This window comes from Thiorhodococcus fuscus (assembly GCF_042682685.1).
Taxonomy (GTDB): domain Bacteria; phylum Pseudomonadota; class Gammaproteobacteria; order Chromatiales; family Chromatiaceae; genus Imhoffiella; species Imhoffiella fuscus.
The window spans coordinates 100,201-125,497 of sequence record NZ_JBHUHX010000062.1 but is presented as its reverse complement, the minus strand read 5'-3'; the positions used below and the strand labels follow the sequence as shown (position 1 = coordinate 125,497).

The 25,297-nt window shown below is 63.8% G+C and carries 22 protein-coding genes and 1 CRISPR repeat array; of the genes, 10 read left to right on the top strand and 12 right to left on the bottom strand.

Going from position 1 to position 25,297, the window contains the following annotated elements; translation table 11 throughout:
* The first annotated feature begins 483 nt into the window (after positions 1 to 483).
* From ACFSJC_RS19765 to ACFSJC_RS19725, 9 genes are all read left to right on the top strand, one after another.
* Positions 484 to 888, top strand: a complete 405-nt coding sequence (locus ACFSJC_RS19765) for a hypothetical protein (RefSeq protein WP_386029013.1) — start codon at positions 484 to 486, stop codon at positions 886 to 888.
* A 48-nt stretch (positions 889 to 936) separates the two neighbouring features.
* On the top strand, positions 937 to 1,134 hold the full coding sequence (locus tag ACFSJC_RS19760; protein ID WP_386029011.1) for a hypothetical protein: 198 nt from the start codon (positions 937 to 939) through the stop codon (positions 1,132 to 1,134).
* Positions 1,121 to 1,693, top strand: a complete 573-nt coding sequence (gene casB / locus ACFSJC_RS19755) for a type I-E CRISPR-associated protein Cse2/CasB (protein WP_386029009.1) — start codon at positions 1,121 to 1,123, stop codon at positions 1,691 to 1,693. The genes ACFSJC_RS19760 and casB overlap by 14 nt, the downstream gene beginning before the upstream one ends.
* 25 nt (positions 1,694 to 1,718) lie before the next feature.
* On the top strand, positions 1,719 to 2,918 hold the full coding sequence (cas7e, locus tag ACFSJC_RS19750; protein ID WP_386029007.1) for a type I-E CRISPR-associated protein Cas7/Cse4/CasC: 1,200 nt from the start codon (positions 1,719 to 1,721) through the stop codon (positions 2,916 to 2,918).
* Between the two features lies 1 nt (position 2,919).
* Positions 2,920 to 3,657, top strand: coding sequence for a type I-E CRISPR-associated protein Cas5/CasD (cas5e, locus tag ACFSJC_RS19745; protein ID WP_386029005.1), 738 nt, complete (start codon positions 2,920 to 2,922; stop codon positions 3,655 to 3,657).
* Positions 3,654 to 4,373, top strand: coding sequence for a type I-E CRISPR-associated protein Cas6/Cse3/CasE (cas6e, locus tag ACFSJC_RS19740; RefSeq protein WP_386029003.1), 720 nt, complete (start codon positions 3,654 to 3,656; stop codon positions 4,371 to 4,373). Before cas5e ends, cas6e begins: the two co-directional genes overlap by 4 nt.
* Positions 4,367 to 5,257: a type I-E CRISPR-associated endonuclease Cas1e gene (cas1e, locus tag ACFSJC_RS19735; RefSeq protein ID WP_386029000.1), complete on the top strand. Its 891-nt coding sequence runs from the start codon at positions 4,367 to 4,369 to the stop codon at positions 5,255 to 5,257. Before cas6e ends, cas1e begins: the two co-directional genes overlap by 7 nt.
* A complete protein-coding gene (gene cas2e, locus ACFSJC_RS19730; RefSeq protein WP_386028998.1) occupies positions 5,229 to 5,546 on the top strand; it encodes a type I-E CRISPR-associated endoribonuclease Cas2e in 318 nt (105 codons plus the stop codon). Before cas1e ends, cas2e begins: the two co-directional genes overlap by 29 nt.
* A gap of 46 nt (positions 5,547 to 5,592) precedes the next feature.
* Positions 5,593 to 6,536: a CRISPR direct-repeat array (repeat unit 29 nt; unit sequence GGTTCCCCCGCGCTCGCGGGGATAGGCCC).
* Positions 6,537 to 7,016: 480 nt separating this feature from the next.
* A complete protein-coding gene (locus ACFSJC_RS19725) occupies positions 7,017 to 12,389 on the top strand; it encodes a PAS domain S-box protein (RefSeq protein ID WP_386028996.1) in 5,373 nt (1,790 codons plus the stop codon).
* Positions 12,390 to 12,492: 103 nt separating this feature from the next.
* Here the strand turns inward: ACFSJC_RS19725 and ACFSJC_RS19720 are convergent, their stop codons facing one another.
* The 5 genes from ACFSJC_RS19720 to ACFSJC_RS19700 form a co-directional block, all read right to left on the bottom strand.
* Entirely contained in the window at positions 12,493 to 12,888 is a 396-nt protein-coding gene (locus tag ACFSJC_RS19720) for a hypothetical protein (protein ID WP_386028994.1), read from the bottom strand.
* A 794-nt stretch (positions 12,889 to 13,682) separates the two neighbouring features.
* Positions 13,683 to 14,285 (bottom strand): amino acid kinase family protein, encoded by a 603-nt coding sequence (locus ACFSJC_RS19715; protein ID WP_386028992.1) that lies wholly within the window; start codon positions 14,283 to 14,285, stop codon positions 13,683 to 13,685.
* Between the two features lie 2 nt (positions 14,286 to 14,287).
* Positions 14,288 to 15,685, bottom strand: a complete 1,398-nt coding sequence (gene pabB, locus ACFSJC_RS19710) for an aminodeoxychorismate synthase component I (RefSeq protein ID WP_386028990.1) — start codon at positions 15,683 to 15,685, stop codon at positions 14,288 to 14,290.
* Positions 15,686 to 15,778: 93 nt separating this feature from the next.
* A complete protein-coding gene (locus ACFSJC_RS19705) occupies positions 15,779 to 16,819 on the bottom strand; it encodes a hydantoinase/oxoprolinase family protein (protein WP_386028988.1) in 1,041 nt (346 codons plus the stop codon).
* Positions 16,812 to 17,816, bottom strand: a complete 1,005-nt coding sequence (locus ACFSJC_RS19700) for an ATP-grasp domain-containing protein (protein WP_386028986.1) — start codon at positions 17,814 to 17,816, stop codon at positions 16,812 to 16,814. Before ACFSJC_RS19700 ends, ACFSJC_RS19705 begins: the two co-directional genes overlap by 8 nt.
* A gap of 12 nt (positions 17,817 to 17,828) precedes the next feature.
* Here ACFSJC_RS19700 and ACFSJC_RS19695 point away from each other — a divergent pair, with 12 nt between their 5' ends.
* Positions 17,829 to 18,506 (top strand): HisA/HisF-related TIM barrel protein, encoded by a 678-nt coding sequence (locus ACFSJC_RS19695; protein WP_386028984.1) that lies wholly within the window; start codon positions 17,829 to 17,831, stop codon positions 18,504 to 18,506.
* Positions 18,507 to 18,587: 81 nt separating this feature from the next.
* On the opposite strand, the gene ACFSJC_RS19690 is transcribed toward ACFSJC_RS19695, so the two are convergent.
* From ACFSJC_RS19690 to ACFSJC_RS19660, 7 genes are all read right to left on the bottom strand, one after another.
* On the bottom strand, positions 18,588 to 19,775 hold the full coding sequence (locus ACFSJC_RS19690) for a 6-pyruvoyl trahydropterin synthase family protein (RefSeq protein WP_386029017.1): 1,188 nt from the start codon (positions 19,773 to 19,775) through the stop codon (positions 18,588 to 18,590).
* Between the two features lie 64 nt (positions 19,776 to 19,839).
* Positions 19,840 to 20,352, bottom strand: a complete 513-nt coding sequence (gene fae, locus ACFSJC_RS19685; RefSeq protein WP_386028982.1) for a formaldehyde-activating enzyme — start codon at positions 20,350 to 20,352, stop codon at positions 19,840 to 19,842.
* 30 nt (positions 20,353 to 20,382) lie between these two features.
* Positions 20,383 to 21,351, bottom strand: coding sequence for a triphosphoribosyl-dephospho-CoA synthase (locus ACFSJC_RS19680; RefSeq protein WP_386028980.1), 969 nt, complete (start codon positions 21,349 to 21,351; stop codon positions 20,383 to 20,385).
* Positions 21,348 to 22,268: an ATP-grasp domain-containing protein gene (locus tag ACFSJC_RS19675; protein WP_386028978.1), complete on the bottom strand. Its 921-nt coding sequence runs from the start codon at positions 22,266 to 22,268 to the stop codon at positions 21,348 to 21,350. Before ACFSJC_RS19675 ends, ACFSJC_RS19680 begins: the two co-directional genes overlap by 4 nt.
* Positions 22,265 to 23,242 (bottom strand): methenyltetrahydromethanopterin cyclohydrolase, encoded by a 978-nt coding sequence (gene mch, locus ACFSJC_RS19670; RefSeq protein WP_386028976.1) that lies wholly within the window; start codon positions 23,240 to 23,242, stop codon positions 22,265 to 22,267. The genes ACFSJC_RS19675 and mch overlap by 4 nt, the downstream gene beginning before the upstream one ends.
* Positions 23,239 to 24,399 (bottom strand): ATP-grasp domain-containing protein, encoded by a 1,161-nt coding sequence (locus ACFSJC_RS19665; RefSeq protein WP_386028974.1) that lies wholly within the window; start codon positions 24,397 to 24,399, stop codon positions 23,239 to 23,241. Before ACFSJC_RS19665 ends, mch begins: the two co-directional genes overlap by 4 nt.
* Positions 24,389 to 25,291, bottom strand: coding sequence for an NAD(P)-dependent methylenetetrahydromethanopterin dehydrogenase (locus ACFSJC_RS19660; RefSeq protein WP_386028972.1), 903 nt, complete (start codon positions 25,289 to 25,291; stop codon positions 24,389 to 24,391). The genes ACFSJC_RS19665 and ACFSJC_RS19660 overlap by 11 nt, the downstream gene beginning before the upstream one ends.
* Positions 25,292 to 25,297: the final 6 nt, after the last annotated feature.

Below are 25,297 nucleotides of genomic sequence, written 5' to 3'. Positions count from 1 at the left end.
TCTGCTCCAAAATATCTCAGGAAAAACAACGCACCATCGTACACTCAAAGTTCTGTGTAATGGGATGGGATGAACGGTGGTAGCTCTAGCCGTCCAGGTCTTGGGGTCATCCCCCCTGGGGGAATGGGTAGACGTTGGCTTCGGGACTTGCGAATTGCGCTAACCGAAAGAAAACAGATCGCGGACTTTATTGGTTATAAAGACTCAGACGGACTTCGATTACTTTGGCTAAAGTCGTGGGATGATGCAGCATCTCTACCATTTAGCTCACTTGATCCATTTTTCATTGAAATCTGCCGAAGGGTACGATTGACCGTAAAAGGTGATCGAATCTCTGCGCAACGCGCGACAAGCAAGGCATGTCGCATTTCGAAAAACGAATCGCGTGACCGCAAAGGTAACACTGGCGATTTGTGGGCGCCTGTGAAGTCAGCCTCTGGGGAGTCACTGGGTGTCTCTGGAAACGGCTTTCATTACAGGCGCATGGTCGAGCTTCTGTTCGGCTCTGAATATCGAAAGCCTCCAGCACAAGTCGTTCGTATCGATGACGCTGTCTCGGGGTTGACAGTTGTTGCAAGGGCGGTCGCAGGTGGGCAGAGCAAAACCGAGGGCTACCACGAACGGCGGATACCCATCTCCCCGAAGGTTCACGCCTTCATGATCCAGAAGAAGACCGATGGGCTCGCGAAGATCGCCGAGGAGCGGGTCTCGGACATCAGCAAGATTCGTGGGGTGTTATGGACAGCCTTGGCGACCCTCTTCGAGAACGGCGCGCCGAAAGACAAATTCGGTGACAGCGCCAAGGACAAGGCCAATCTCTTCGCCAGGCCATTCGAACACTTCGAGGACTCGCGTTTCTTCGACGGCCCGCTCGGACTGAATGAGTAGATCGAATCAGAGCAGCCCGGGGATGTTCGTCTGAGCTGGTATCTGGACATGGCCGAGCGCGCCGAGTCCATTCTCACCGATGCCTTCGACTCAGGACCGCGCAGCGGTGAGCAACGCTATCGCGCCCGTGCCTCTGCCATGAGCCGATTGCATGGCGGACTGCGCAGCGACAAGACTCTGCCAACCCTGGCCCACTACTACAAAACGCAACAGGCCACCAAGGAGACATCGCATGTCCAGCCCTGAGACTGAGCCCCAAGCACCCGCCAGCGCGGAACGCGAACAATCGCCTATCGCCAAGCTCGCCCAACTCATCGGGCAGGCTGCCCGCTTCAACGGCGACCTCTACGGCCTGGGTAAAGGCGAGAAAGCGGCGTTGGCTCGCTTGGATCCAGACGGCGAGATCCGCCCGCATCAAATCGCGGCCTTGGCGCGAGCGCTCATCCATGCCGGTCTCGAACCCGAGGGCTGGCCGCCGGAAAGCTGGCGCCGGTGGGCCTTGATCGCTCACGGCATGGCGCTGGCCGGTCACGCCAGCGGCTCGCTCGGAAATCAGCTCTGCGCGGCCGGGGTATCGGAGTCGCGGGTGACCAAGCTCCTCACCTCCCGAGGCGATGCCTTTCGTCAACTCCTGCCGCGCCTGCTGCGCCTGCTCGCGTCGAAGGAGGTCGCCCCGAACTGGCATGAGCTTGGCGGACTGATCCTGTCCGAAGGTCGGGATGAGGAAAAGGCGGAAGCCATCCGCATGCGCATCGCCGGCCGCTATTTCTCCGCGCTCGCCAAATCCAGCCAAAAAGCCGCTTGAATGACCGACAAGGAACTGTAACGCCATGACGACTCAGCCGCGCTTCATCCAGATCCACACCCTGCACACCTATCCCGCCGCGCTGATCAATCGCGACGACGCTGGACTCGCCAAGCGCTTGCCGCTGGGGAACGCCATGCGAACCCGGATCTCCTCGCAATGCCTCAAGCGTCATTGGCGAATCGCCGACGACCGGTTTGCCTTGTCGGAGCTGGCGGTTCCGATGGCGATCCGCTCGCGGGGGACGCTGGAGCTGATCCGCAAGCGGATCGTCAAGGGCGGTGTAACCGAGACGCTAGCCCAGGCGGCGGTGGAAGCGTTGCGCAACGGCGGTCTGGTCGACAGGGCAGGAAAGGAAATGAAAGGCGTAGATGCGCTGCATACCGGACAGGCGGTGCTGATGGGCAAGGCCGAAATCGATTATCTGGTCCAGCGCTGCATCGAGTCAGCCAGCGCGAGCGCCGACGAAAGTGCAGTACGTACCGCTGTGACCAAGATGCTCAAAGATGAGAAGAAGAACATCGAGGTGCTCAAGCATGGGAGCGGTCTGGAATCCGCCCTATTTGGTCGGATGGTGACATCCGACGTCCTCACGAGTCGGGATGCAGCGGTTTACGTGGCCCATGCCTTCACGGTACATGAGGCGCAGGTCGAGAACGACTATTTCACCGTCGTCGACGATCTCCTTCAGGAAAGCGGCGAGCTGGGATCGGCGGGCATCTTCGACACCGAGCTGGCCTCGGGGCTTTACTACGGCTACGTCGTGGTCGATGTGCGCCAGCTGGTCGAAAACCTGGAGGGGATCGCGGCCAAGGACTGCTTCGCTGCCACGACGCCACCGGAGAAGCGCGAGTTGGCCGGCAAGGTCGTCGAACATCTCCTGCACCTGATCGCCACCGTCAGTCCTGGCGCCAAGCGTGGCTCCACTGCGCCCTTCGACTGGGCGAAGTTGATGCTGGTCGAGGCAGGTGATTGGCAACCCCGTAGCCTGGCGGGGGCCTTCCATGATGCCCTGCCGCTGTCGGCGAAGGACGGTCGGTCGATTCGCGAGCGCGCCGTGGCATGCCTGAGCAGCGAAATAGCCAAGATGGATGAGGCCTACGGCGCGACCTTGACCCGCCGCGTGATGGCGCTTGATCCGGTCGAGATTCCAGACGCTCAACGCCTGAATCTGAGCGCGCTCGCGACCTGGGCCGCAGAGTCGATCACAACAGGGGAGTGCTGACATGCCTCGCCACCTACTCCTGCGGCTGGAGGCGCCGCTGATGGCGTTCGGTGGAGAAACCATCGACAACTTCGGCATCATCCGCGACTTTCCTGCACTGTCGATGGTCACCGGCCTGCTGGCCAACGCCTTGGGCTGGCGGCGCGAGGAAACAGCGAGACATAATCGCTTGCAGGAACGACTGATCATGGGCATGCGGCTTGAACGCCAGGGAAGGCGAATACAGGATTATCAAACCGCATTGCTGTTCGAGAATGATCAGGGATGGACAACCCAAGGCGTTCCGGAAGGGCGTGCCAAGAGTCCAAGTTATGCACCGCAGCCGGATGGCCGCAAGGCGCTGACCTTGCAGCGCTATCGCGACTACCATGCCGACCTCTCCATGCTCATCGCCCTGCGCCTCGAACCAAGCGATGAACTACCGACGTTGGATGATCTGGCAACAGCCCTTGATCACCCCGCCCGCCCGCTCTTCATCGGACGCAAGCCATGCCTCCCGAGCCGCCGGCTATTCGCCGGTTGGCACGAGGGCGAGAGCATCTTGGACGTCCTGCGCTCCGTGCCATTGCCAACCCATTCGCCAGAGGGCGTGCGGCTGCAATGGCCGGATGGCGAGGGGGCATTACCAGGCGACCGGGTGCTCGATCTCTGCGACGAGCGCAACTGGACCAGTGGCGTGCATGGCGGCTGGCGGCCGATTCGGGAAGGACGGATACGGGGCGAGGAGAAACCGGCATGAGCCTCCATCTGCTGCATTGCGCGCCGGATCCCGAAGCCCTGGCGATCTGGGCAACCCGCCATCGGCTGCTGTCGCCCGACGGTGATGATGGATATGCCTTGCATGCCCTGCTGGCGGCGGCCTTTGGCGAGCAATCACCCAAGCCGTTTCGCTATCTGGGCGCACGACAGGGACTCTTGGCCTACTCCGACCAAGCCCCGGCGGCGCTGCGTGACAACGCGGCCCTGGCAACCCCGGACGTGGCGCAGGCACTGGGGTTGGATAGCCTCGCCGTGCGGCCGTTTCCGACCTCCTGGACCAGTGGTCAGGCCCTGAGTTTCGAGGTCAGGGTACGCCCAGTCCTCCGGGCGAAAGACGGGCGCGAGCGTGATGTCTTTCTGCACGCTGTCGAAGCGGAACCGACCGCTGAGGAAACCCTTATCCGCGAGACGGTCTACGCCGAATGGTTGCGCAAACAGTTCGCCGAGCAAGACGCAGCCCAGTTACTACAGGTCGGCATGGACGCCTTCCGGCTCAGTCGTGTGATCCGACGCGCTGGACCCGACGAAACCGGGAAGCGCAAAACGCACGCACCGTCTGGCCCAGATGCGGTCTTCAAAGGCCAGTTACGCATTAGCGATAGCGATGCCTTTACCCGCTTGCTGACGCGCGGGATCGGACGACACCGCGCCTTCGGTTTTGGAATGCTCTTGCTCAAGCCGGCCCGCTCATGCTGAAAGGACGGCTCGGCCTCGAAACCTCGCGGATGCCCCATGCCGACCGGCATGGGCTGATCTGGTTCGAGCGTGGCGAGCTATGCGTGATCGATGGGTGCCTGCATTTCTTCCAGGGCAAGGACTCGTTGACACCTTCCTCGGTGCAGATCCCGCATCAAACCGCCTCGATGATCCTGCTCGGCCCTGGTAGTACCGTGACCCATGACGCGCTGCGATTGCTGGCCAGGCACGGCACCCTGATGGCGGCCGTGGGCGAGGACGGTGTGCGCTGCTACACCGCGCCGCCGTTGATGCCCGATCGCTCCGATATTGCCCGTCGCCAAGCCGAACTGTGGGGGAGTCCGCGCCGCAGGATCAGCGTCGCCCGCCATATGTACGCCCTACGCCTCGGCGAGGTGCTACCCCATCGCGACCTCGATACCCTGCGCGGCATTGAAGGCTCCCGCGTCAAAGCCACCTATCAGTTGATGGCGCAGCGCTACGGGATCGAATGGAAAGGACGCCATTACGATCGTGCCAATCCCAACGCCACGGACATTCCCAATCAAGCGATCAATCATGCTGCAACGGCAGTGCAAGCGGCGGCGGCCATTGCGGTGCAGGCCGTCGCCGCGATTCCGCAACTAGGCTTCATCCACGAAGACTCAGGCCAATCGTTCGTCCTCGACATCGCAGATCTGTTTAGAGAATCCGTCACCCTACAGATCGCGTTCAAGGTCGCCAAGAAGGCCGAAACCGATAGTCAGACAATCGATCGCTTGATCCGGCGCGAAGCTGCCACCGTCTTTCGCAAGCAAGGCGTGATTCCCGCAATGATCGACAGCATCAAGAAAGTCATTAGGATGGAGGAAATTGATGCCTCTAGTCATGATCGTAACCCGTGATGTCGCGGATCGATTCCGAGGTTACCTGGGATCGCTCATGCTGGAAGTCGCCCCAACGGTGTACATCTCCCCGCGTATGAATCAGGGCGTGCGCTCACGCACTTGGTCTGTCCTGACGGATTGGCACACGGCGGAGCCCACAGGAAGCGTGGTGATGGTTTGGCGTGATGTGAATGCAACGGGTGGTGTTGGGATCGCTACGCTCGGCACACCTACGCGAGAGTTGGTGGACGTAGATGGCTTGTGGCTTGTCCGAAAGTCGTTGAAAGACCGCTCTTTAACAGACTAATCTATTCACTCTTTTATCCTTGCGGAACATAGCCTTAACTGCAAGAGGTTCCCCCGCGCTCGCGGGGATAGGCCCTCAAGCGATTAGCTGAAGAAGATTAGACCTATGGTTCCCCCGCGCTCGCGGGGATAGGCCGCGTCACAGGAGGCGTTGAACCTGTTGTGAAAAGGTTCCCCCGCGCTCGCGGGGATAGGCCCCCTGACGATCCGTCGCAGAGCTACACTCGTGGGGTTCCCCCGCGCTCGCGGGGATAGGCCCCGGGTTTTCACAATGGCCAGTAGGCCCTAAAAGGTTCCCCCGCGCTCGCGGGGATAGGCCCGCTTCGAAGACTGGTTAGTGACCTGCTGGCAAGGTTCCCCCGCGCTCGCGGGGATAGGCCCCAGGCGGGCCGGTAAACAGGAGGATTGCCATTGGTTCCCCCGCGCTCGCGGGGATAGGCCCTGCTTGCCCTGATTGATCAAAACGATCTCCTGGGTTCCCCCGCGCTCGCGGGGATAGGCCCGGAAAATAAAATGAATGAGAAATCCACAACGAGGTTCCCCCGCGCTCGCGGGGATAGGCCCGTACCGCCGTCGAAGATGTCCGCTCGCTGCCTGGTTCCCCCGCGCTCGCGGGGATAGGCCCAGGCGAGTCAGGTTGTGTCGGACCAATACGGCGGTTCCCCCGCGCTTGCGGGGATAGGCCCATTCTTCCGTAGGTGGAAGCGCTCGCAGACTCGGTTCCCCCGCGCTCGCGGGGATAGGCCCCTCCGCGCCTCATGGAGGCTGAGAATGTTGATGGTTCCCCCGCGCTCGCGGGGATAGGCCCGGCCCAGCGATCGCGACCTTCATAGCAGAACCGGTTCCCCCGCGCTCGCGGGGATAGGCCCCCACCCGTTACCTTCTATGCCTACTGTGTAATGGTTCCCCCGCGCTCGAGGGGATAGGCCGTCATTGGGGTCAATGTGAGTGAGGCCGCGACTGGTTCCCCCGCGCTCGCGGGGATTAGGTCCAAGGCACGCGAAGAAGTTGCCAAAGGATTTGGCTCTGTAAAATTCACCAATGCCAAACAGGCGCTTGGACCAAGTTCACCGAGTTGATGCCGGACAGCTTGCAGTAGAGGCGCGCGACGTCTATTTCCTAGATGCGCCGGACGGAGAGAATTCCGAATCTCATGCTGGCGGATCGCAACGAAGATGCTTCTGACGCGCGACAGGTGCTCGCCATCGCACGAAAAAAGAAACCGAAACCTCCAGCAATTGAATTTAGATGCATTTTTCACCACGACGAAGTCGAAGATGAGACGGTGCAACCCCGCGAAAACAGCGGAAACCTTTCTCGCTAAAGGACACCACATCGCATGCGACGATGCCCTATCCTTGCATTGGAACGGCGCGTATTGGCCCGTCGTTGACGTGCGTACAGAACGAAAAGCGGCTGGCGCCCCCGAAATCGCACCGCAACCAAGCGGCCCGAAACCGAGTGAGCCCGCATGAATGTTCCCACCGGTCCCGACTCGTCCAGCAAGACCGATGAGGAAACGCCCTCATGGGACGCCCCCCAAGTCGCACTGATTCACTTGAGCGCGATTCACGCCTTCTCCGCCAGCATCGCGGCCAGATCGGATCGACAGCAGTTGTCCGAGGCATTTTTGGACGGCGTGCTGCGCCTTCCAGAGATGGACGGAGCCGGACTCTATTGGCGCAATGCGCAGTGCGCTTATCGGCGCGACGCGGGGCGCGGACTGTCTGAAACCGTCCACGCTTGGATCGAGCATGGATCGGCCGGTTCATCGCTTGCCAGTCTTGCACATGGGAAAGGTCCGAGGTGCCTCCGCGCTCGGGCTCAAGACGCCTCCACCGACGAGGCGGATATGTTGGAACCGGCCTTGGTCGATGAAGGCATCCAATCGCTGATCATGGTGCCAATCCATGTCGGCGGCGAGCCATGCGCCGTTCTGTACCTGACCAGCCGACAAGCCGCACCCACCGGTCGGCAAACCCTCGATACGCTGGATACCCTGACCAGGCTGTTCGAGCTGGCCCTGGAACTCACTGCCGCCGAGCCGCATAGCCTGCATGAACGTGAGGAGATGTTCGGTCTCATCTTCGACCTGGCGGAGGACGGCATCGCACTGATGGATGCCGAAACGCTACGGTTCGTCGAGGTCAACGACGCGGCCTGCCGCATGCGGGGATACAGCCGCGACGAGATGCTTCGACGCTCTCTGCTGGATACCGAAACGGAAGCGGACCTGTCCGTTGTGCGGGGGTGGAAGGCACGCATACGGACGGAGGGGGGTGCCTGCTTCGAGAGCCGGCTTCGCCGCAAGGATGGGACGGTCCTCGACGTGCAGGCGCGCATTCGCTGCATCCGGCTTCACGGCAAAGACGTGCTGCTAGCGGTCTGGCGCGATATCGGTCCCGAAAAGGCCCTTCGAGAGACATTGGCGAACGAGGCCGCTTGGCTGCGCGCGCTGATCGAGCATTCACGCGACGGAATCGCCATCTTCGATCAGAACCATCGTCTCATCGAGACCAATCCACGCTTCACCGAGATGCTCGGCTACACGCCGGAGGAGATGCTCGACCTGCATTCCTGGGACTTCGATGCCCAACTCAGCCGAAACGATATCAGTACCCTGTTCGCCGACACCGCATCGGTCAACGTCACCTTCGAGACACGCCATCGGCGCAAGAACGGAACGACCTACGATGCAGAGGTCAGCCTCAGGGGCGCCCGCATCGGGGGACGTGAAGTCTTCGTCAGCGTCACCCGCGATATCAGCGACCGTAAGGTTGAGCAGCGAGCGCTTGAGGAGCGCGAGGCGCTGTTGGCCGCCATCATCACCCAGGCCATGGATGGCATCCTTCTGATCGACACCGAGACCTTACGCTTCAGCGAGTTCAACGAGGCGGCCTGTCGCGGGCTCGGCTACGATCGCGACGAGTTCGCCCGGCTCACGCTGGCGGACGTTCAAGCCGACTGGACGCGGGAGCAGATCGAAGAACAGTTGCGGCACCTCATCGAGCGGGGTGGAGGAACCTTCGATGTCACGCATCGCCGCAAGGATGGCGAAACCCGTTTCGTTCGTGCCGCCAATCGCCTGATCGCGATCCAGGACCGGCGCTATTTCGTGGCCCTCTGGTACGACATCACCGAGCAAAAAAAGGCTGAAAAGACGCTGCACGAGGCGATGCTCTTTCTGCGACAGAGCCAAGAAATCGCCCGCGTTGGCGGCTGGAAGGCCAATCCGGTCAGTGGAACGCTGATCTGGACCGAAGAGGTCTACCGTTTGCTGGAGCACCCTCTGGACCGGCCACCGGCCAACCTGGAAGAGGGGCTGAGATACTACGTACCAGAATTCCGAGACAAGGTCCGCCGGCACCTGAATGCAAGCTGGGAATCTGGCACCTCTTTCACCCTGGACTGTGAAATGACCGCGTACTCTGGCCGGCATTTCTGGGCGGAGCTGCGCTGTATCGGGCGCGTGGAATACGGCGGCGAAACGTATCTCAGTGGAACCTTTCAGGACACGACCGAACGCCGCGCGGCGGAAGTGGCGTTGCGCGAGACCGAGGAACGCTATCGCGCGGTGATCGAGAGTCAGGACGATGCGGTCTGCCGCTGGCTTCCCGATGGCACCCTGACCTTCGTTAACAGCGCCTATTGCGCGCTTTTCGCCGAACCGGGCGAGGAGCTGATCGGTCGAAGCTGGCTCAACTTGGTCCCGGAAACGGAACGTGCGGCGATGGATAAGGCCGTCCGCGAGTTCTCAGCACACCCGCGCAGACGTCGCTACGACCAACCGCTCACGCAGGACAACGGCGAGGTCCGCTGGCTGCACTGGGCGGACGTTCCCCTGTTCGACGCGCAGGGCGTCTGCGTCGAATTTCAATCGGTCGCTCGCGACATCACCAAGCGCAAGCGTATGGAGGAAGCCCTGCGTGCAAGCGAGGACTCGCTCAACCGGGCGCAGTCGATCGCTCAGATCGGAAGCTGGACACTGGACATCGCGACCGGGGTGATGTCCTGGTCCGCCGAGTCCTATCGCATCTTCGGTCTTCCGTTCGGCTCGTCAGCGAGCTTCGACAGCATGGTCGCCGCCTTGGTCGAAGAGGACAAGGTACCGATGCTGGAAACATGGCGATCCACCCTGTCGAGCCGCCGGACGAAATACAACGCTGAGCACCGAATCATGGCTGATGGCCAGACGCGCTGGATACGGATGCTCGCCGAGATCGTTCGCGATGCGGCCGGCATGCCTCAGCGTGCGCTCGGCGCCGTGCAAGACATTACCGAACGCAAAAAGACCGCAGCCGAGCTGGAACGGCATCGCCACCATCTGGAGGAACTGGTGACCGAGCGCACGGCCGAGCTAGAAGCCGCGAACCGCGCGCTGTTGGTGAGCGATCTGCGGCTCAAGGCCCTGTTCGAGATGAGTCAGGATGCCGAAACGCTGAATGAGCGGCAACTCATACAGCGCGGCGTCGACGCGGCCGTGCGTCTGACCGGCAGCCAAATCGGCTACCTGCACTTGGTCAGCGAGGATCAGGAAACGCTCGAATTCCACACCTGGTCGACCGGAACGCCGAACCCATTCGACACGCCCCATGACGCGCACTCGCCCCTCGCATCCAGCGGCGTTTGGACCGATGCGGCACGAATACGCCGCCCAGTCGTCCACAACGATTATCAGAACCAATCCGATCGACGAGGATATCTGGATGGCTACGTCCACCTGATCCGTCATCTAGGCGTACCGGTGGTCGCGGACGGCAAGGTCCGGGCACTGCTGGGCGTCGGCAACAAACCGACCGACTACGACGCATCCGACGCGCACGAGCTACAGCTGATCGGGGACGATCTCTGGCGTATCGTCATGCGTCGGCGCGCCGAGGCCGCCCTGGCCTCGGCCAAGGAAACGGCGGAGCAGGCCAGTCGGGCCAAGTCGCATTTCCTGGCCAACATGAGCCACGAGATCCGCACCCCCATGAATGCCATCCAGGGGCTAACACATCTGCTGCGCCAGCAGGAGTCTAATCCGGACCGCCAGGATCGACTGGACAAGATCGCCGGCGCCTCCAAACATCTGTTGCAGCTCATCGACGATATCCTGGATCTGGCCAAGATCGAGGAGCAGAAGATCGTCCTGGAGTCGACCGAGTTCGATCTGGCGACGGTGCTACGCAATGTTTGCGCGCTGGTGAGCGAGAAGGCCGAAGCCAAAAACCTGGAGCTGGTGGTCGATCTGGAACCCAGCACGCCCGACCGCATAGACCTGCGCGGCGATCCGACGCGCCTGAGCCAGATCCTACTCAACTTCCTCGGCAACGCGATCAAGTTCACCGAACGAGGAGTCATCTGTCTGCGGGTGCGAAGGGAAGAGGACACCCCGAATGAGCGGCTCTATCGATTCGAGATCCGGGATACGGGCATTGGCATCGCACCCGAGAACCTGGATCGCCTGTTCCAGTCCTTCGAGCAGGCGGACAGCTCGACCACGCGCCGCTACGGTGGAACGGGACTGGGGCTCGCCATCAACACTCGACTTGCCGAGCTGATGGGCGGTGGAGTCGGCGTGATCAGCCAACCCGAAGAAGGCAGCACCTTCTGGTTCACCGCACGCTTCGAAACCCTCCCCACGCCCGAAACCGATGCGGAAACGCGGGCGGCCTTCCCCGGCCACCGCATGCTGCTGGTGGAGGACTGTACCGAGACCAGCACGGTGATGAGGGACATGCTGCGCGCCTGGAAAATCGAGGTGACCTCGGTCGCATCGGGCGAGGCGGCTTTGGCTGCACTGAGGGAGCGACCCGAGGGTTTCGACCTGATCCTGATCGACCAGAGCCTTCCGGATATGGACGGGGTCGAAACGGCCAGAAGGATCGCCAGCTTGCCGCTTCGGCAACGACCGGTCTGTCTTCTGCTACTGACCGGCCTTGATCGACCAAACCCGCGCGGGGCGGGAGACAACGGCGTCCTCGTCAAGCCGATAACCGCCTCCAGTCTCCACGAGAAGCTCACGCAACTGCTCGGGGGAATCGAATCCTCCGAGCCCGAGTCAAAGCAGGCCGAGTCGGACGCCTCGCGCCATCTGGCCAAACGCTACCGAGGCGCACGCCTTCTGGTGGCCGAGGATGATGACATCAACCAGGAGGTAAGCCGAGAGCTACTGAGCGCGGTGGGACTGGAAGTCGACATCGCGAGCGACGGCGCGAAAGCAGTCGCCATGGCCCAAAAAAACCGTTATGCACTGATTCTCATGGACATGCAGATGCCGAATATGGACGGTCTGGCGGCGACCCAAGCCATTCGCGCGCTGCCGACCTGGCACGAGGTACCCATTCTCGCCATGACCGCCAACGCCTTCGCGGAGGATCGCAATCGCTGCCTGGAGGCCGGCATGAGCGATTTCATCACCAAGCCCGTCGACCCGGACGCGCTCTACGCCACGCTGCTGGACTGGCTGTCCCGCGCACCCTCGAAACCCAAGGCCGTAACGACGACCGCAGCCTCTGCGTCCAAGGCGATGGATCTGGAAAAGGCGAAACATGTCTTTCAGGATTTCGGGCTCTACCGCCGTTTGCTGAAACGCTTCGTCGAATCCTACGGCGCCGCCGCTCGGGAGATCGCCGAATCGCTGGCGAACGGCGACCATAACGCCGCCGAAGCGGTATCCCACAGGCTCAAGGGTGCGGCTGGCTCACTAGCACTGACCGAGGTCGCCCGCATTGCGACGGAAATCAATCAAGCACTCAAGGACGGCACCGAACCCATGCATGGACCGGAGGACTTGGCAAAGGCGCTGAAGACCACGACGGAGGCCATCGCCAAATTCATCCGGGATGAAGCATCCCCATAGGAGATTCGCCAGATCGAGCGAAGACACAAACGAAGCCGTCTGGGAATAAGCAGGTGGACCCGCCTTCCCTGGCGAGTCGGAGCAGAGAAAACCGAGGCCGACCTCAGACCGAGAGGTCGAGCACCGAACCACCGCGAGCGGCCTGCGCCGGCTGGCCGGCGGAAAGATCCGCATAGGGGTTGTTGCGGGCCTGGGTCCGCTGCTGCTCGGCCAGAATCTCTGCCGGATCCTCGCTGGACTCTTCCGAGGCGGCCCCAGCGGCCGCAGTCGCGTTTGCCGCGACCTCGGCGATCTCACCACTCAAAGACGACTGGATCTGGTAACCACCGTCTGCGGATGCCAGTGGAGATGTGGTCGTGGCCGCAGGTGTGGATGTAGCCGCACTCGACTCTTCAGGCACAACCTGCGACCGGGAGCGCAAGGCATCCTGTGTCGTCGTCGCCAACTCCTGCTGCTGGGGCGGGGTCACCTCTTCGACCGGGCGAGCGGTCTCTGGCACGACGGAGGTTGCGGGAGGCGAAATGGCGAACTGCTGGGCAACGGGGGAGCTAGCAGACGCCAGCTCCGAATCATTCGCGGGGCTTGTCGCCGGGCGAGTGGAGGCGTAAGAGGCCGCCAGGTTCGGCGTGGTTATGGAGACAGGAGAAATGCTCATGGTTCTGTTCCGCGGCTCGAATCCTTAAGGCGCAATTAAATCGCTCAACTAATCGACCCAAGGATGGTGAAACTGCCGGTTCGCCGAGAGAGGTTTCCTGATGGACCGCTTGGAGCGAACCCGACGGTCGCGTGATCGACCGACTTGAACTGTTGAATGCGCTTTCCCGATCGACACGCTTTACGACTTAAGCATATGCAATTAGCGCACAGTCGACCGATATTTTCATCACAACGCCGACAAAAGGTTTCAGACTGAATGTCCTCCAGCACCTATGCCAGATGACGCCGCATGACGCTCTCTCTCAAAAAGGGCGTCAAGACACGTCAGCCGGCATGGTCGTCGAGAAGAAACCACCTCAGTACAGGCTTTCCAAGCTGCCGATAAAGAGGAGAGTCAAAACGATGGCGGCGATGGTGATGAGATCGCGAGTCAGTGCAAACATGGGGGTCACCTGCTATCGGCTGAGATCGAAGAGGCGATGCGGCCTTGCCTCCCCCTGATGAGCCGCTCGGAGCGGCCCGAAAGCGCGGAACGAGCTGTCGCAACCCCATCGAATCGATGTTCCCGCGACCAGCCTGTCACGCGCCCTCACCAACCAGATTAGTCAAGAATCACTCAGACACAAGGGCCACTTTTCAAAAGGTTCGAAGCCGACTTTCCGACAGTAAACGCCTAAAACGATCCACTCCATGCGGATCCTGGATCGACAACAGATGGACACTGGCCCCACTGGAGACCGCGTAGTCGGGGAAGAGTCGATCGACGACACCCGCACGAGCCAATGCCCCCAGATCGATCGAATCCCCGGCCAGGACGGCGGACTTGACCAGCAGCAGCCCAGAGGCGGAGAGGATGGCGGACAACCAAGCCGCGAGAGAGTCGGAGGTCATGTCCCAGGTCTGGGGAATGCGGGGATCGGCGAGCACCATATCGACCGGCATCCAGACCGGCGTACATCCCGAGTCGAGGGCACGGCGTATCTCATCCAGGCTCGCGGCCGGAGTGAATCCAGTCTGGATGGCGCACAGCATGCGACCGTACTGCTCCATGGCGAGCAACGCCAGGTGGTGTGCGGCCGCATCCGCGAACTCCCAACGCTTCTGAGCGAGACGCACCTGATCGGCGAAGGGGCCGCCGCCCGGCACCAGCACCAAATCGGAACGTCCTGCCAGTACGTCCAGCCAGACAGGCAACCGCTCCGAGTCGGCGAGGCTGCCCCCGAGCTTGACCACCCACACGGCTAGCTGCCCAGATTGCCGAGCCGCATGCGCTCCAGCAGATCCAGCAGCGGCGCAGCCTTGTCATAGGTTTCGCGATACTCGGACTCGGGGTCGGAATCCATGACGATGCCGCCCCCGGCCCAGCAGCGCGCGACCCCGCCAGAATGGACCAGGGTGCGAATGGCGATGTTGGTATCCATGGCCCCATCGAACCCGACATAGCCGATCGCACCGCAGTAGACGCCGCGCCGGTGCGGCTCCAACTCTTCGATGATCTCCATCGCGCGCTTCTTGGGCGCGCCCGTGATGGAGCCTCCGGGAAAGCAGGCCCGCAACAGATCGAGCGCGCCGCATCCCCGCGCTAGATGTCCGCGAACCGTGCTGACCAGATGATGCACGCGGGCGAAGCGCTCGATCTCGAACAGCTTGGGTACCCGCACGCTGCCAATCTCGCACACCTTGCCCAGATCGTTGCGCAGAAGATCGACGATCATGAGATTCTCGGCACGATCCTTGGGGCTGAGACGCAGTGCGTCGGACAGCAGCAGATCCTCGATGGGATCGGCGCCGCGCGGACGCGTCCCCTTGATCGGCTTGGTCTCGACCTCGCCTTCACGAACCCGAAGGAAGCGCTCTGGCGAGGAGGAGAGCACCTGGCAGTCGCCGATATCGAGATAGCCACCGAAGGGCGCCGGATTGAGCTGACGCAGCAGCTTGTACGCCTGCCAGGGATCGCCCTCGGCGGGGACGGAGAAGCGCTGGGCGAAGTTCACCTGATAGCAGTCGCCCTCGCGCAGATACTGCTTGATGCGGCCGATGGACTCCAGGTATTGGCCATGGCTCATGTTGGATCCGACCTGCCCCAGCACCCGGAACGAGCGATGCGCCGTGCCGGTGGAGCGCCCGGCGAGCGCCCCGGACAGCAGCCTGGCATAGACGTCGAGCGTCTCCCGGTCCGGCCCGACCAGATGGCTGCGACAGGCCTGATGATCGACCACCAGGGCCCAATCGTAGATGCCCACGGCCATGTCGGGGATGTCCTCGACGTCGAACGCCAGGCTCGGCAAACGCTCCAAACGCCGTCCCAGGTCGTAGCCGAAATAGCCGATGGCGCCGCCGGCGAAGGGCAACTCCTCGGGCGCCGGACGGCTCGGCCCGAGCGTCTCGGCGAGCAGAGTGAAAGGATCCTCCAGCGAGGCCAGACTGCCCCGCTCCGAGCGAATCTCGGTCTTGAGCCCTCGGGTGACGAGGCGAGTCCCTGGATCGGCGCTCAGGATATCGAAGCGCCCCTGTGCGCAACCGGGTCGACCACTGTCGAGGAAGACCGGCCAGGCACGGCTGGCGAGCGGCTCGAACAGCGCGGAGCTGTCGGGTCGATAGGGAAATTCGCGGATCGATAGAGTCGATGTCATCTGCATTGGGGTCGAATCGAGGACCTGGGTTTCGGACCAGGTTGGCAACAAGGAACCGCTCTACGTCGACGGATGTTCGGAGCGGAGCGCGCCATCGGATCAGATCATGGCCGCCAGACGCGCGAGCGCGGCGGCCGGAGCGCAATCGGCCATGTCCGGCGCGCCGACCTGACTCGGCGCGAACAGCGACTCGAATCCGATATAGGGCCGCCCCAAGCGTTCGGCCAGACGGCGCGCGAGAAAACGCCCGACACCCGCACCCAGAACGGGCGCCTTGGCCGCCAGCTCACCGCGAGACAAGAGACAGGCGCTGGCCTCCATGAGCCCCTGCAGCTGTACCTCGGCAAAATACTCGGCGAGCCGCTGCCAACCCTGCCGATCCGTCGCCTCGACATCGAGACCCAGCATGCGCGCCAAGCGCCGGGCGCTCGCCATCGGCGTCTTCTCGCGTCCATCGGCGCTCGGCAGCAGATCCGCGTGATCCGGCAGTTCGTCGGTCAGACGATAGACGTCGCCCGTGGTCGCAAAGTGCTCCGCCATCAGCGGCACCCAGACCCCATCGAAAGGCGCACGTTTGGCGAGCGCCATGAGCGGGGTCCGCGCGACCCCGGCATAGAGGAGCTCGCCGTGACGCAGTCGCTCGTGATCCGTCGTGCCCCAGGCACTGACCGCGCCCTCGGCGAAGGGCACCAGGTCGGTCGTGGTGCTGCCGATATCGACCAGCAGACCTTCGGGCACGATGGAGGCGGCCAGCGTGGCGCTTGCCATCCAGTTGGCCGAGGCGACCTGATGGGCCAGATCGACCGCCCGCAGCGGATCGACGAACCCGGCCGCTCCGGCATAGATGAGAAGCGGCTCCTCGCCGAGACGCTCGCACATGACCGAAACGAGCGTCGAAACGCCTTGGTCCCGCCCCTCGAACAGGTCGGCCAGCTCCCCGGTCATGGTCACCGCATGCCGATGCGAACGCGGATCCACCAAGTGCTCCAGCACCCTGTCGATCCCGGCATGCAGATGTTCCACCCCCTGCCAGAGCGGACAGGCGACCTGGACCACACCCAAGGCCCTGCCAACCGCATCGAGCTGAACCGCCTTGAGGTTCGCTCCTCCCAGGTCCCAACCGATCCAAGTCTCAGGCAACGTCAGCATCCTCCAGACAGATTTCGATCGCCCTACCCGACTCGGCCGGATCGACCTCCGGCCAGCCCCCGGCATCGAGGTTCAGTACCATCGCGGCCGGGTTGAACCCAAGTGCGTCCTTGATCCCGGCATAAGAGGTGGTGAGGCGCGGGTTGACCTCCAGAATGCGCGGTCCATCCTCGGTCAGGATCAGATCGACGCCGACATAGCCCCAGAGATCCGGCATGGCGGCCGCGATACGCGCGGCCAACGCGCGCAAGCCGGAATCGCGTGCGTCCCAGGCGTTGACCACGCAGCCGAGCAGGACCAGCTCCTCGTCCATCAGAGCCACGCGCTGACGGTTGACGCTGAGCAGACGCGCCTCGCCGTCGCAGGCGATAAGGCTCAGACTGGCCGGGGTACCCTGAACGAACGGCTGCGCGACATAGATACAGCCCTCCTCCAGATGATCCCAGGCACCGCAGAGGAGGTCGCGATCCTGGAACACACGGATCCCGTAACAGCCGACACCATCGTCCGGCTTGAGCACCCAGCGCCCCCGGATGTCGGGCAGGACGTCCTCGCACGCGAAGGTCGGAACGACCGGAAGCCCGGCGGACTCCAGCAGGCGCAGCGTCTGAATCTTGCTGGTCGCGGTCACCACGGCGCGAGGCCGGCTGTTGAGCAGTCGCTTACCCGAAGAGAGAATGGCCCCGGTGATGCGCCCCAGCGCCTGTTGATGCTCGGGGACGATGGGCCAGACGGCATCGACCTCGGACAGGGTCTCGGCCCAGACCTGGGCGAACTGCTCGGGCGAGTGAACGCGGCGGGACTCGACTGGAAGGCGCAGCGGTGCGAGCCGCGCATCGCGCGTGACGAGACATTCCACCCCGTCCAGGGCGGTGAGATCGGAGACCAAGGCACGCAGCATGATATCGCCCTCCCGCGCCAGCGAGGGGGTTAGGGCGGTATCCAACAAACCGCCACCAGTGATGTATTCGAAGACGAAGATGCGCATGCCCAATCCGAAATGAAGCTAATACCTGTCATCGACCTGAAGGACGGCCAGGTGGTCGCCGCGCGACAGGGCCGGCGGGACACCTATGAACCGCTCGTCTCGCCGCTTTGCCCATCCAGCCAACTGGACGAGGTGGCGGCGGCCATTCTGAAGCGCTATCCCGTTGAAAACCTCTATATCGCCGACCTGAACGCCATCGCTGGGGACGGCGATCATGTCGACCAGATCGAACGGCTGCACCGGCAGCATCCCAGGCCGAGACTTTGGGTGGACAGCGGACTTGCCGCACTCGATCGGCTCGCCACCCTCGCCCGTCCGGTGTTGGGAAGCGAATCGCTCGAATCGCTCGACCAACTGGCCGATCTGCGCGCACGCCACCCGGACGCGGTGCTGTCGCTCGATTACCGTGGCGAGCAACCGCTCGGCCCCGCCGGACTGGATGCCAATCCAGCGCTCTGGCCCCAAGATGTCATCCTCATGACCCTGGCAAGGGTCGGCAGCGCACAAGGACCGGACCTCGACCGACTCGCCGCGCTGCGCCAGCTTGCACCGAGCCACCGCATCCATGCCGCCGGCGGAGTCCGCGACCCAACCGACCTGCAACGACTCGACGCGATCGGCATCGCCGGCGCCCTCGTCGCCACCGCACTGCATCAGGGCCACATCCCCGCCCCCGCAATCACCCCCTAGCCTGGATGCAGCGCAATCCAGGGCCATCCGACAACGCCAACGTTCGAACCCGATTCAACGGTGTCCCCGGATTGCGCTGCGTCAGATCTCTGCGACGGACGCGCGCCAGGACGAGGCACCGATCCGGCGCTGGAAATGGGTCAGGACCGGATCGCTGCCGTCGCGCTGGAAGTCGGCGAGGCTGGGGCCGCTGTAATTGCACCAAGATTGGGTGGTCTCGTTTAGCTCAAGCTCGACGAGGCCGGGAAGATAATCGATGAGCTGCTCCCAAATAAAGACGCACAGCATCTCGGTGCTTGAGCGCCAGGCCAGTTCGGGGGCGGCGTAGTTGAGCGTGGCGTGATCGAAGCGATCGATCACCCGCCGGCCGACGACCCGCTTGAGATAGCCGTAGTCGATCACGCAGCCGGTCACTGGATCCATGCGCCCGCGCACCTTGACGTTCAGGGCATAGCGCCCGCCATGCAGGTTGGAGCATTTGGCCGGATGGTCGGTGATGAAGTGGGCCGAATCGAAGACCAGATTCTTGCAGACGGTGAGCGTCGGGGTCTCCTGCTCGAAGCGCTCCAGTGCACCGGGCATGACGCTCAGATGGGAACGCAGCCGATCCAGCAGGCATCGAGTGTCCGCCAGTGCATGGGTGCGCAGCAGCGCCCCGCCCGGCTGGTCGGCGGCATCCAGCTCGATGACGGCGATCCCCTGACGTTCCAGCTCGACCGCAACCCAGTGCGCCTGGGATGCCTTCTGAAAGGGCATGAAGAGATAACCCGCATGCCACTCGGCCACGTGCGCGACGAAGGTCGCCAAGGCGAGCCAGAAATCGGGCGGCGGAACGGGACAATGGGGCACGGCGTCCAAGAGACTCAGATTCGACCTGGGTGCCTTGAGCCGATTGTGGGCGACCACCCGATGGGAGCGGTCGCTGTAGCGGTATTCCTGACGGAAACGAAAGCCGTAATCGCTCAGCGCGTCGAGATTCCAGAACAGCAGATCGAGACGCCGCACCTCGCCGGGAAGCACGCTGAAGTCGCCTTCCTCGCGCAGCAGGCCGGCCCAGCCAAGACCGCGCAGCACGGCTCGGGCACGCTCGTCCGGATAGCGACTAGGCGGCGGATAGTCCGAGATCCGATCCGGACGATTCAGATCGTTGCGCTCGACCAGCAGGTCGAGCGGCACATGATGGCGGATGGCGTATTCCTGAAGGGTCAGTCCCTCGGTGTCGAGCCATTGCTCCAATCCGGCCGAGCGGACCTCCCCCATATCCTGCATCGTCACTTGCGATCGCTCCTGCATGAACGCGGACCGGGGGCCCGGTCCGCGTCACAGCGTCAGATCAGTCGTGGGCGGCAAAGGGGTGCGAGGCACTCCCCTTCTGGGCGACCACCTCCGTGGCCTTCGGCTCGCCGGCTACGGCGCGTTTGATGGCCTCCTTGGTCGCCTGATAGTTGAAATCCTGGATCTTGGCGTCGTCCTCGGCCTCCCAGTGGATGAAGACGCCGACACAGATGAAGAGGTCGTCCGCCTCGTCGGCCGGAATGGTGCCGTCCTCGACGCAATCGGCCACCGCCATGGCGACGCCGCGCTGGGCCGGTCCGAACATCTGTACCGCCTGCTTGGCACCCTTGATGGTGACCTTGTTGAACATCATGGTGTTCGGCTTGACCGCCAGGTTGGGGGCGACCACGGCCAGCAGGCTGGTGAAGCCATCCTTGTTGTTGACCAGGCCGTTGCAGAAGGCGGCCTCGACCGCCGAACCACGCGGCCCCATGAGCAAGTCGATGTGCGCGACCTCGTTGCCGTCGCCGACCAGGGATTCGCCGACCAGAGTCTTGTTGATGACAGCCATCGTGATGTCTCCTTCGTGGTGGTGGTTGATTCAAGAACAGATCCCGGTGGCGCAACCGCCCGCCGGGACATCGGAAAGACGGCGAGATGCCGCCGTGGGCTCGAACGCTGAGGCAGCGGTTTCCAACCCGCGCAGCAAACGGGTTGCGACCGTGAGATCCGCCGAGGTGCCAGGATTGATGCCGGCATCCTTGAGCTCCCGATCGAACGCAAGCAGCTCGGCCCGCCGCATCCGAGGATGCTCCGCCCGACGCACCTCATCGAGCAGGACGGCGGCGCGCTCGCGCACCTCATCTGCCGTCTCGGCCCCCTGCTTACGCGCAATGTGCGAGTCCGGCCAGCGGGCGAGCAATTCCAGATAGAGCACGGCGGTCGACCAGGCCTGATCCAGCCAGCGTCCGTCGAGATCGACCGACAGCGGCAGTGCGACCTCGAAGAGGTCGGCGTAATCGGTGGCGTACTGACGGGCGATGCGGTCCCAGGAGGCGGCGCTGGCCATGACCTCGACCAAGGGCGCGCCCGCGCCGTCATGCACATCGTGCCTCGGCGCCGTGCCCAGCCCACCCGGTGCCGCCAGCCGGATGGCCCGGAACAGCCAATCCGTATCCTCGGCACCGGCCGTTCGCAGAATCTCGGCGAGCCGGTCGCGCAGACCGCGCGTCGGGCACGGATCGAGCGCCGCCTGGACCAACGGGGCGCACAGCAGCAGGATACCGAGGTTGGTGTTGCAGCCAACGGCCTCGCGGGTCGCAGCCACGGCGCCATGGATGCGCGCGCCGAGTCCGACCCCCGACTCGGTCAAGGGTGCGACGCTCGCCTCGACGCTATGGACGAAGTCCTCGACGCACATCCCGTGACCCGAGGCGTAGCGATGGACGTTACCAGGCTTGAGCGCCTCCAGCTCCAGCAGACACGCCTGTCGATAGAGACGCATCAGCTGGACGCGACGCACCGGCGTCCCGCCGTCCGAGATCGGATCGCGCCGATGGAACAGCGTCATGACACGGCCTCCATGACGCGGTTTTCGTGGATACGACGCAGCATGTCCGACACCAGCACCTCGGCCAGGTCGAGCCCGCACACCTGCTGCAGCCCCTTCCACGCGGGCACCCCGTTGACCTCGATGACCCAGGCTCGCCCCTCGCGATCGCGCAGGATATCGACACCGGTATAGGCCATCCCGAGCGCAGCCGAGGCAGACTCGGCCAGGGTGCGCAGCTCGGCATCCAGCACCGCCGGGTGACAGCTCGCGCCCTGGGCGACGTTGGTGATCCAGTCGCGACTCGAACGGCGCATGGCCGCCAGCGCCTGTCCGCCGACGACGAAGACGCGCCAGTCGTGCGCACCCTCATCGCCGGTCGGAATGAAGCGCTGAAGATAATGGATGCCGTTGCACGCATCCGGCGCGGGAAGATCGCCGCGCTCGCGCACCCGTGTCAGCCCCTCGCCCTGCGAGCCGAAGAGCGGTTTGTGGACCAGCTGGTGACCGGCGGCCAGTTCGCGCTCGACCAGTTCGGCGATCCAGTCCGGGTCGCGGGCGCACCAGGTCGGCGGGGTCGGGATGCCGGCGGTGCGCAGCAGAAAGCTGGTCATGCATTTGTCGACGCTGCGCTCGATGGCGCGGGCCTCGTTATAGACCAGGATGCCGAGCCGGCTCAGGGCATGCAGCACGTCCAGATGGAAGGTGACCTGCTCCAGCGTGCCGCCCGGAACGCCGCGCACGAAGGCGCCATCCGGCAAACCATCGAACCCGGGAATGACCAGTCCGGCGCCATCGGCCATCAGATCGAAGCGGCACGCCTGCAGCGAGACATAGCGACTGTCCCAGCCATGCGCGGCAAACGCCTGGCGCAGACGCGCGCCGTGCCAGCCCGGATCGTCGGTGAAGATGGCGATACGCCGGGTCGGCTGGATCATGGAGCGATCCCAAATGAGGCCGCGAGCAGATCGAGGTCGATCCGGCCCGCCGCAAAGGTCCGCCCGCTCTCCACGGCAGTCAGCAGAATCCGAGCCGGACTGAAGAGCAGCGGATCGACCTGAAAGAAGTCGTAGTCATACGCCTTGAAGACCTCGGCGAACGGCCGTCCGTAGTCGCGCGAGGCACTGCTGGGCAGACGCTCGGCCAATTCCTCGATGACGTCGTCTCGCCCACCCAGGAAAAGATGCACCTGCCCGCCGAAGAGGATGGCGTCGTTGGTCCGCCCCATGGCGGTGACGAAATCGGGCGAGGGCGGCGGCAGCGGCGCGCTGCCCATCCCGTCGTGGATCCGATCCAGGTCGAACCCCAGTTCGTGCGTCTTGTGCAGCGCCACCTCCAGCACCCGTGAGACGATCTGAACGGTTCCGACGAGGCTGCTGGTCGGAGTGAGGATGAGGGTCAGGGCCGACGGATCGACCCCACACTCGCTCGCAATCTTGTCGACCAGCGGAAGCGGCGGCTCCTTGTCGACCTCCAGGACCAGACAGGCCCGCTCGGACCGGTCGCGATATCGGAGTTCGGCGAAGAGCGGCTCCTTGCCTGCGAGCGCCCGGCCGGGTCCGGATCCGAGCGCATGAAAGGCGCCCTTGCCCTCACCGTGCGTCAGGCTCCATCCCGCGTACTGGCTGCCCAGACAGGCCAGCACCGGATCGGCGGCGCTCACCTCGACGTTGGACGGCCAACCGGGAACCGGACCGCTACCGCTCAGCCTCACCCGACTCAGACCTCCGAGACAGATCTCGGAGATCCGCCGCCCGGCCTCCAGGCCACCGAGCGCCGAGATGCCCGCATCGATGAGCTGGGCGCCGTTCTCCAGACGCCGCACCTCCAGGCGCAGCCAATCGGCATCGGCGACCAGTGCGTCGACCAATGGGGAAACGAGAGCGTTGAGGCTCGGGCGGCGCTCGATCATGAAATCACCTCGGTAGACATCGAAAGGGTCGACCTGTCCGTAAGGAACGAGACGACCAGACGAGCGCGCTCGGCGAGCAGCCTCTCCAACGCATCCATGTCGGTCGCCTCTGCGTACAGGCTGCACAGGGGCGCGCCGCGCGGAATCCAGGTTCCGGGCCAGGGCCGATCCCGGACCCAATCGGGCCAATGGAGTCCGGCCGGAACCGAGAAATCGCGCTCGGCATAGAGAATGCGGTGGGCGGTCGCACGGGACGCCGCATGAAGAGCGGGATCCGGCAACAGACCCTGACAGGCTTGAACCTGACATGCGACCCAGCCCTCGGCCAAGGGGCAGGGATGGAGCGCCAGGGTCGCCGTGGGACGGGGATTGAGCTCCAGCAGCTGGACCCGCCCCCCATGCAGGATGAAATCCATGCCATTGATGCCACGCAGACCCAGATCGGCGACCAGCGCCCGCGCATAGGTCTCGATCACCCGGCACCGAGCGGCCTCGGCCGCATCGAGGCTTCTGGCCCCCGCATAGAAGAACGGGCCATCCATGGCATCGGCTGCATTCGACAGCCGGCTGTAACCGATCGGGATCGCGCGCTTCCCATCGGCGATGAAGAGAAAGGACATGGGCGCGCCGTCCAGAAGGCGCTGAAAATAGTGCGCCCCTTGCGGCCGCGACAGACCGGAGCGCCAGCACCGAACCCCGAGACCACCGCTGCTTGCGGGCTCCTTGAGCAGCCAGCCCGTGTCCTGCTCCGGCGGATCGAAACGGACCTCCGGGTAGGGGATGCCGAGACGGTCGAGCCGCGCGAACCAGGCGATCGGATCGGCCAGCAGACGCAGCACGCTGGAATCGTTCCCGAGCACGGTCACCCGCGATTCCAGCCATTCGAGGAGATCCGCCGAGGGCTCCAATCCGGCACCATAGATCAGATCCGGCCGCCCCGATGCCTGGGAGAGGATCCGCTCCAGCTCGCACCGAACGGCATCGGCGTCCAAGCCATGGCCCTTCATGGGGACCTGGATGCATTCGGCGCAGGCGCGGCTGTCCTCATCGGCGAAGGCGTCGATCAGCCGCACCCGGTATCCGGCGCGAACGGCCGATTCGGCGAGCGCGCGTCCTGAGTTGGCGACAATCAGCAATTCGGATCGCTCAGTCGACATGCCGGCGGGCCATCTCGAAGGCGGCGTCGAGCCCCAGATATTGCGGGAATCCGGCCTCGTGCATCTGGCGCAGCAGGGCCTGCTGCACCTGATACTTGACGTTGCCGACCGCGAGCGCTCCGATCCCCAGCGCACCGCTGTGGGAGCCGTCAATGGGCACGCCTCGATCCATCACACCAACCCCTTCGATCCCCTCCGGAGGAACCGCATTGACGTCGCAGGCGACCTTGAGCCGCGTTCCGGCCGCGAGCTGATCGGCATTCAGCACCTGAACGCCAGCGGCGGCGGCGTTGAAGACGGCATCGGCCCCGGCCATCAGGGCAGCGACACGATCCGGGCTGCTGCCGTCCTCGGCACCCAGGGTCACCCCATAGCGATCCGCAACCTCATGGACCACCTCCTCGGCCTTGCCCAGGCCCAGATGACTGACGATCGCCGCGTCCGCGCCCGCCTTCGCGGCCAGCATGCCGGCGGCCGTCCCCACAGGTCCGGTTCCGCCGAAGACCAGGATCCGGCGACCGGCGAGCCCCTCGGCGCTCAGCTTGCGCAGCTCGGATTCGACGCAGGCGACCATGGCCGCCGCCGTGGTAAAGGCCCCGCTGGGATCGGCGAAGACCGAGACCTCGAACGGCGGCACCATGGCGCCCCGCGCTGCATCCAGCATCTCATTGGCCAGATGGATGTCGCGTCCGCCGAGGAAGATCCCGGTGCGTTTCACGCCCTTGGGACCGCGCGAGAAGATGGCGTCCTGAACCAGTCCCGAAACCTCGCCCAACGCGACCTGAAGATAGGGCACGCAAACCGTCCAGCCGGCATCGCAGGCCATGTTGACGTCGAAGGGGCTCAGGTTCTTGGCCGCCGTGAACATGTGCAGAATGAGGGGCTTTTCCATGGAATC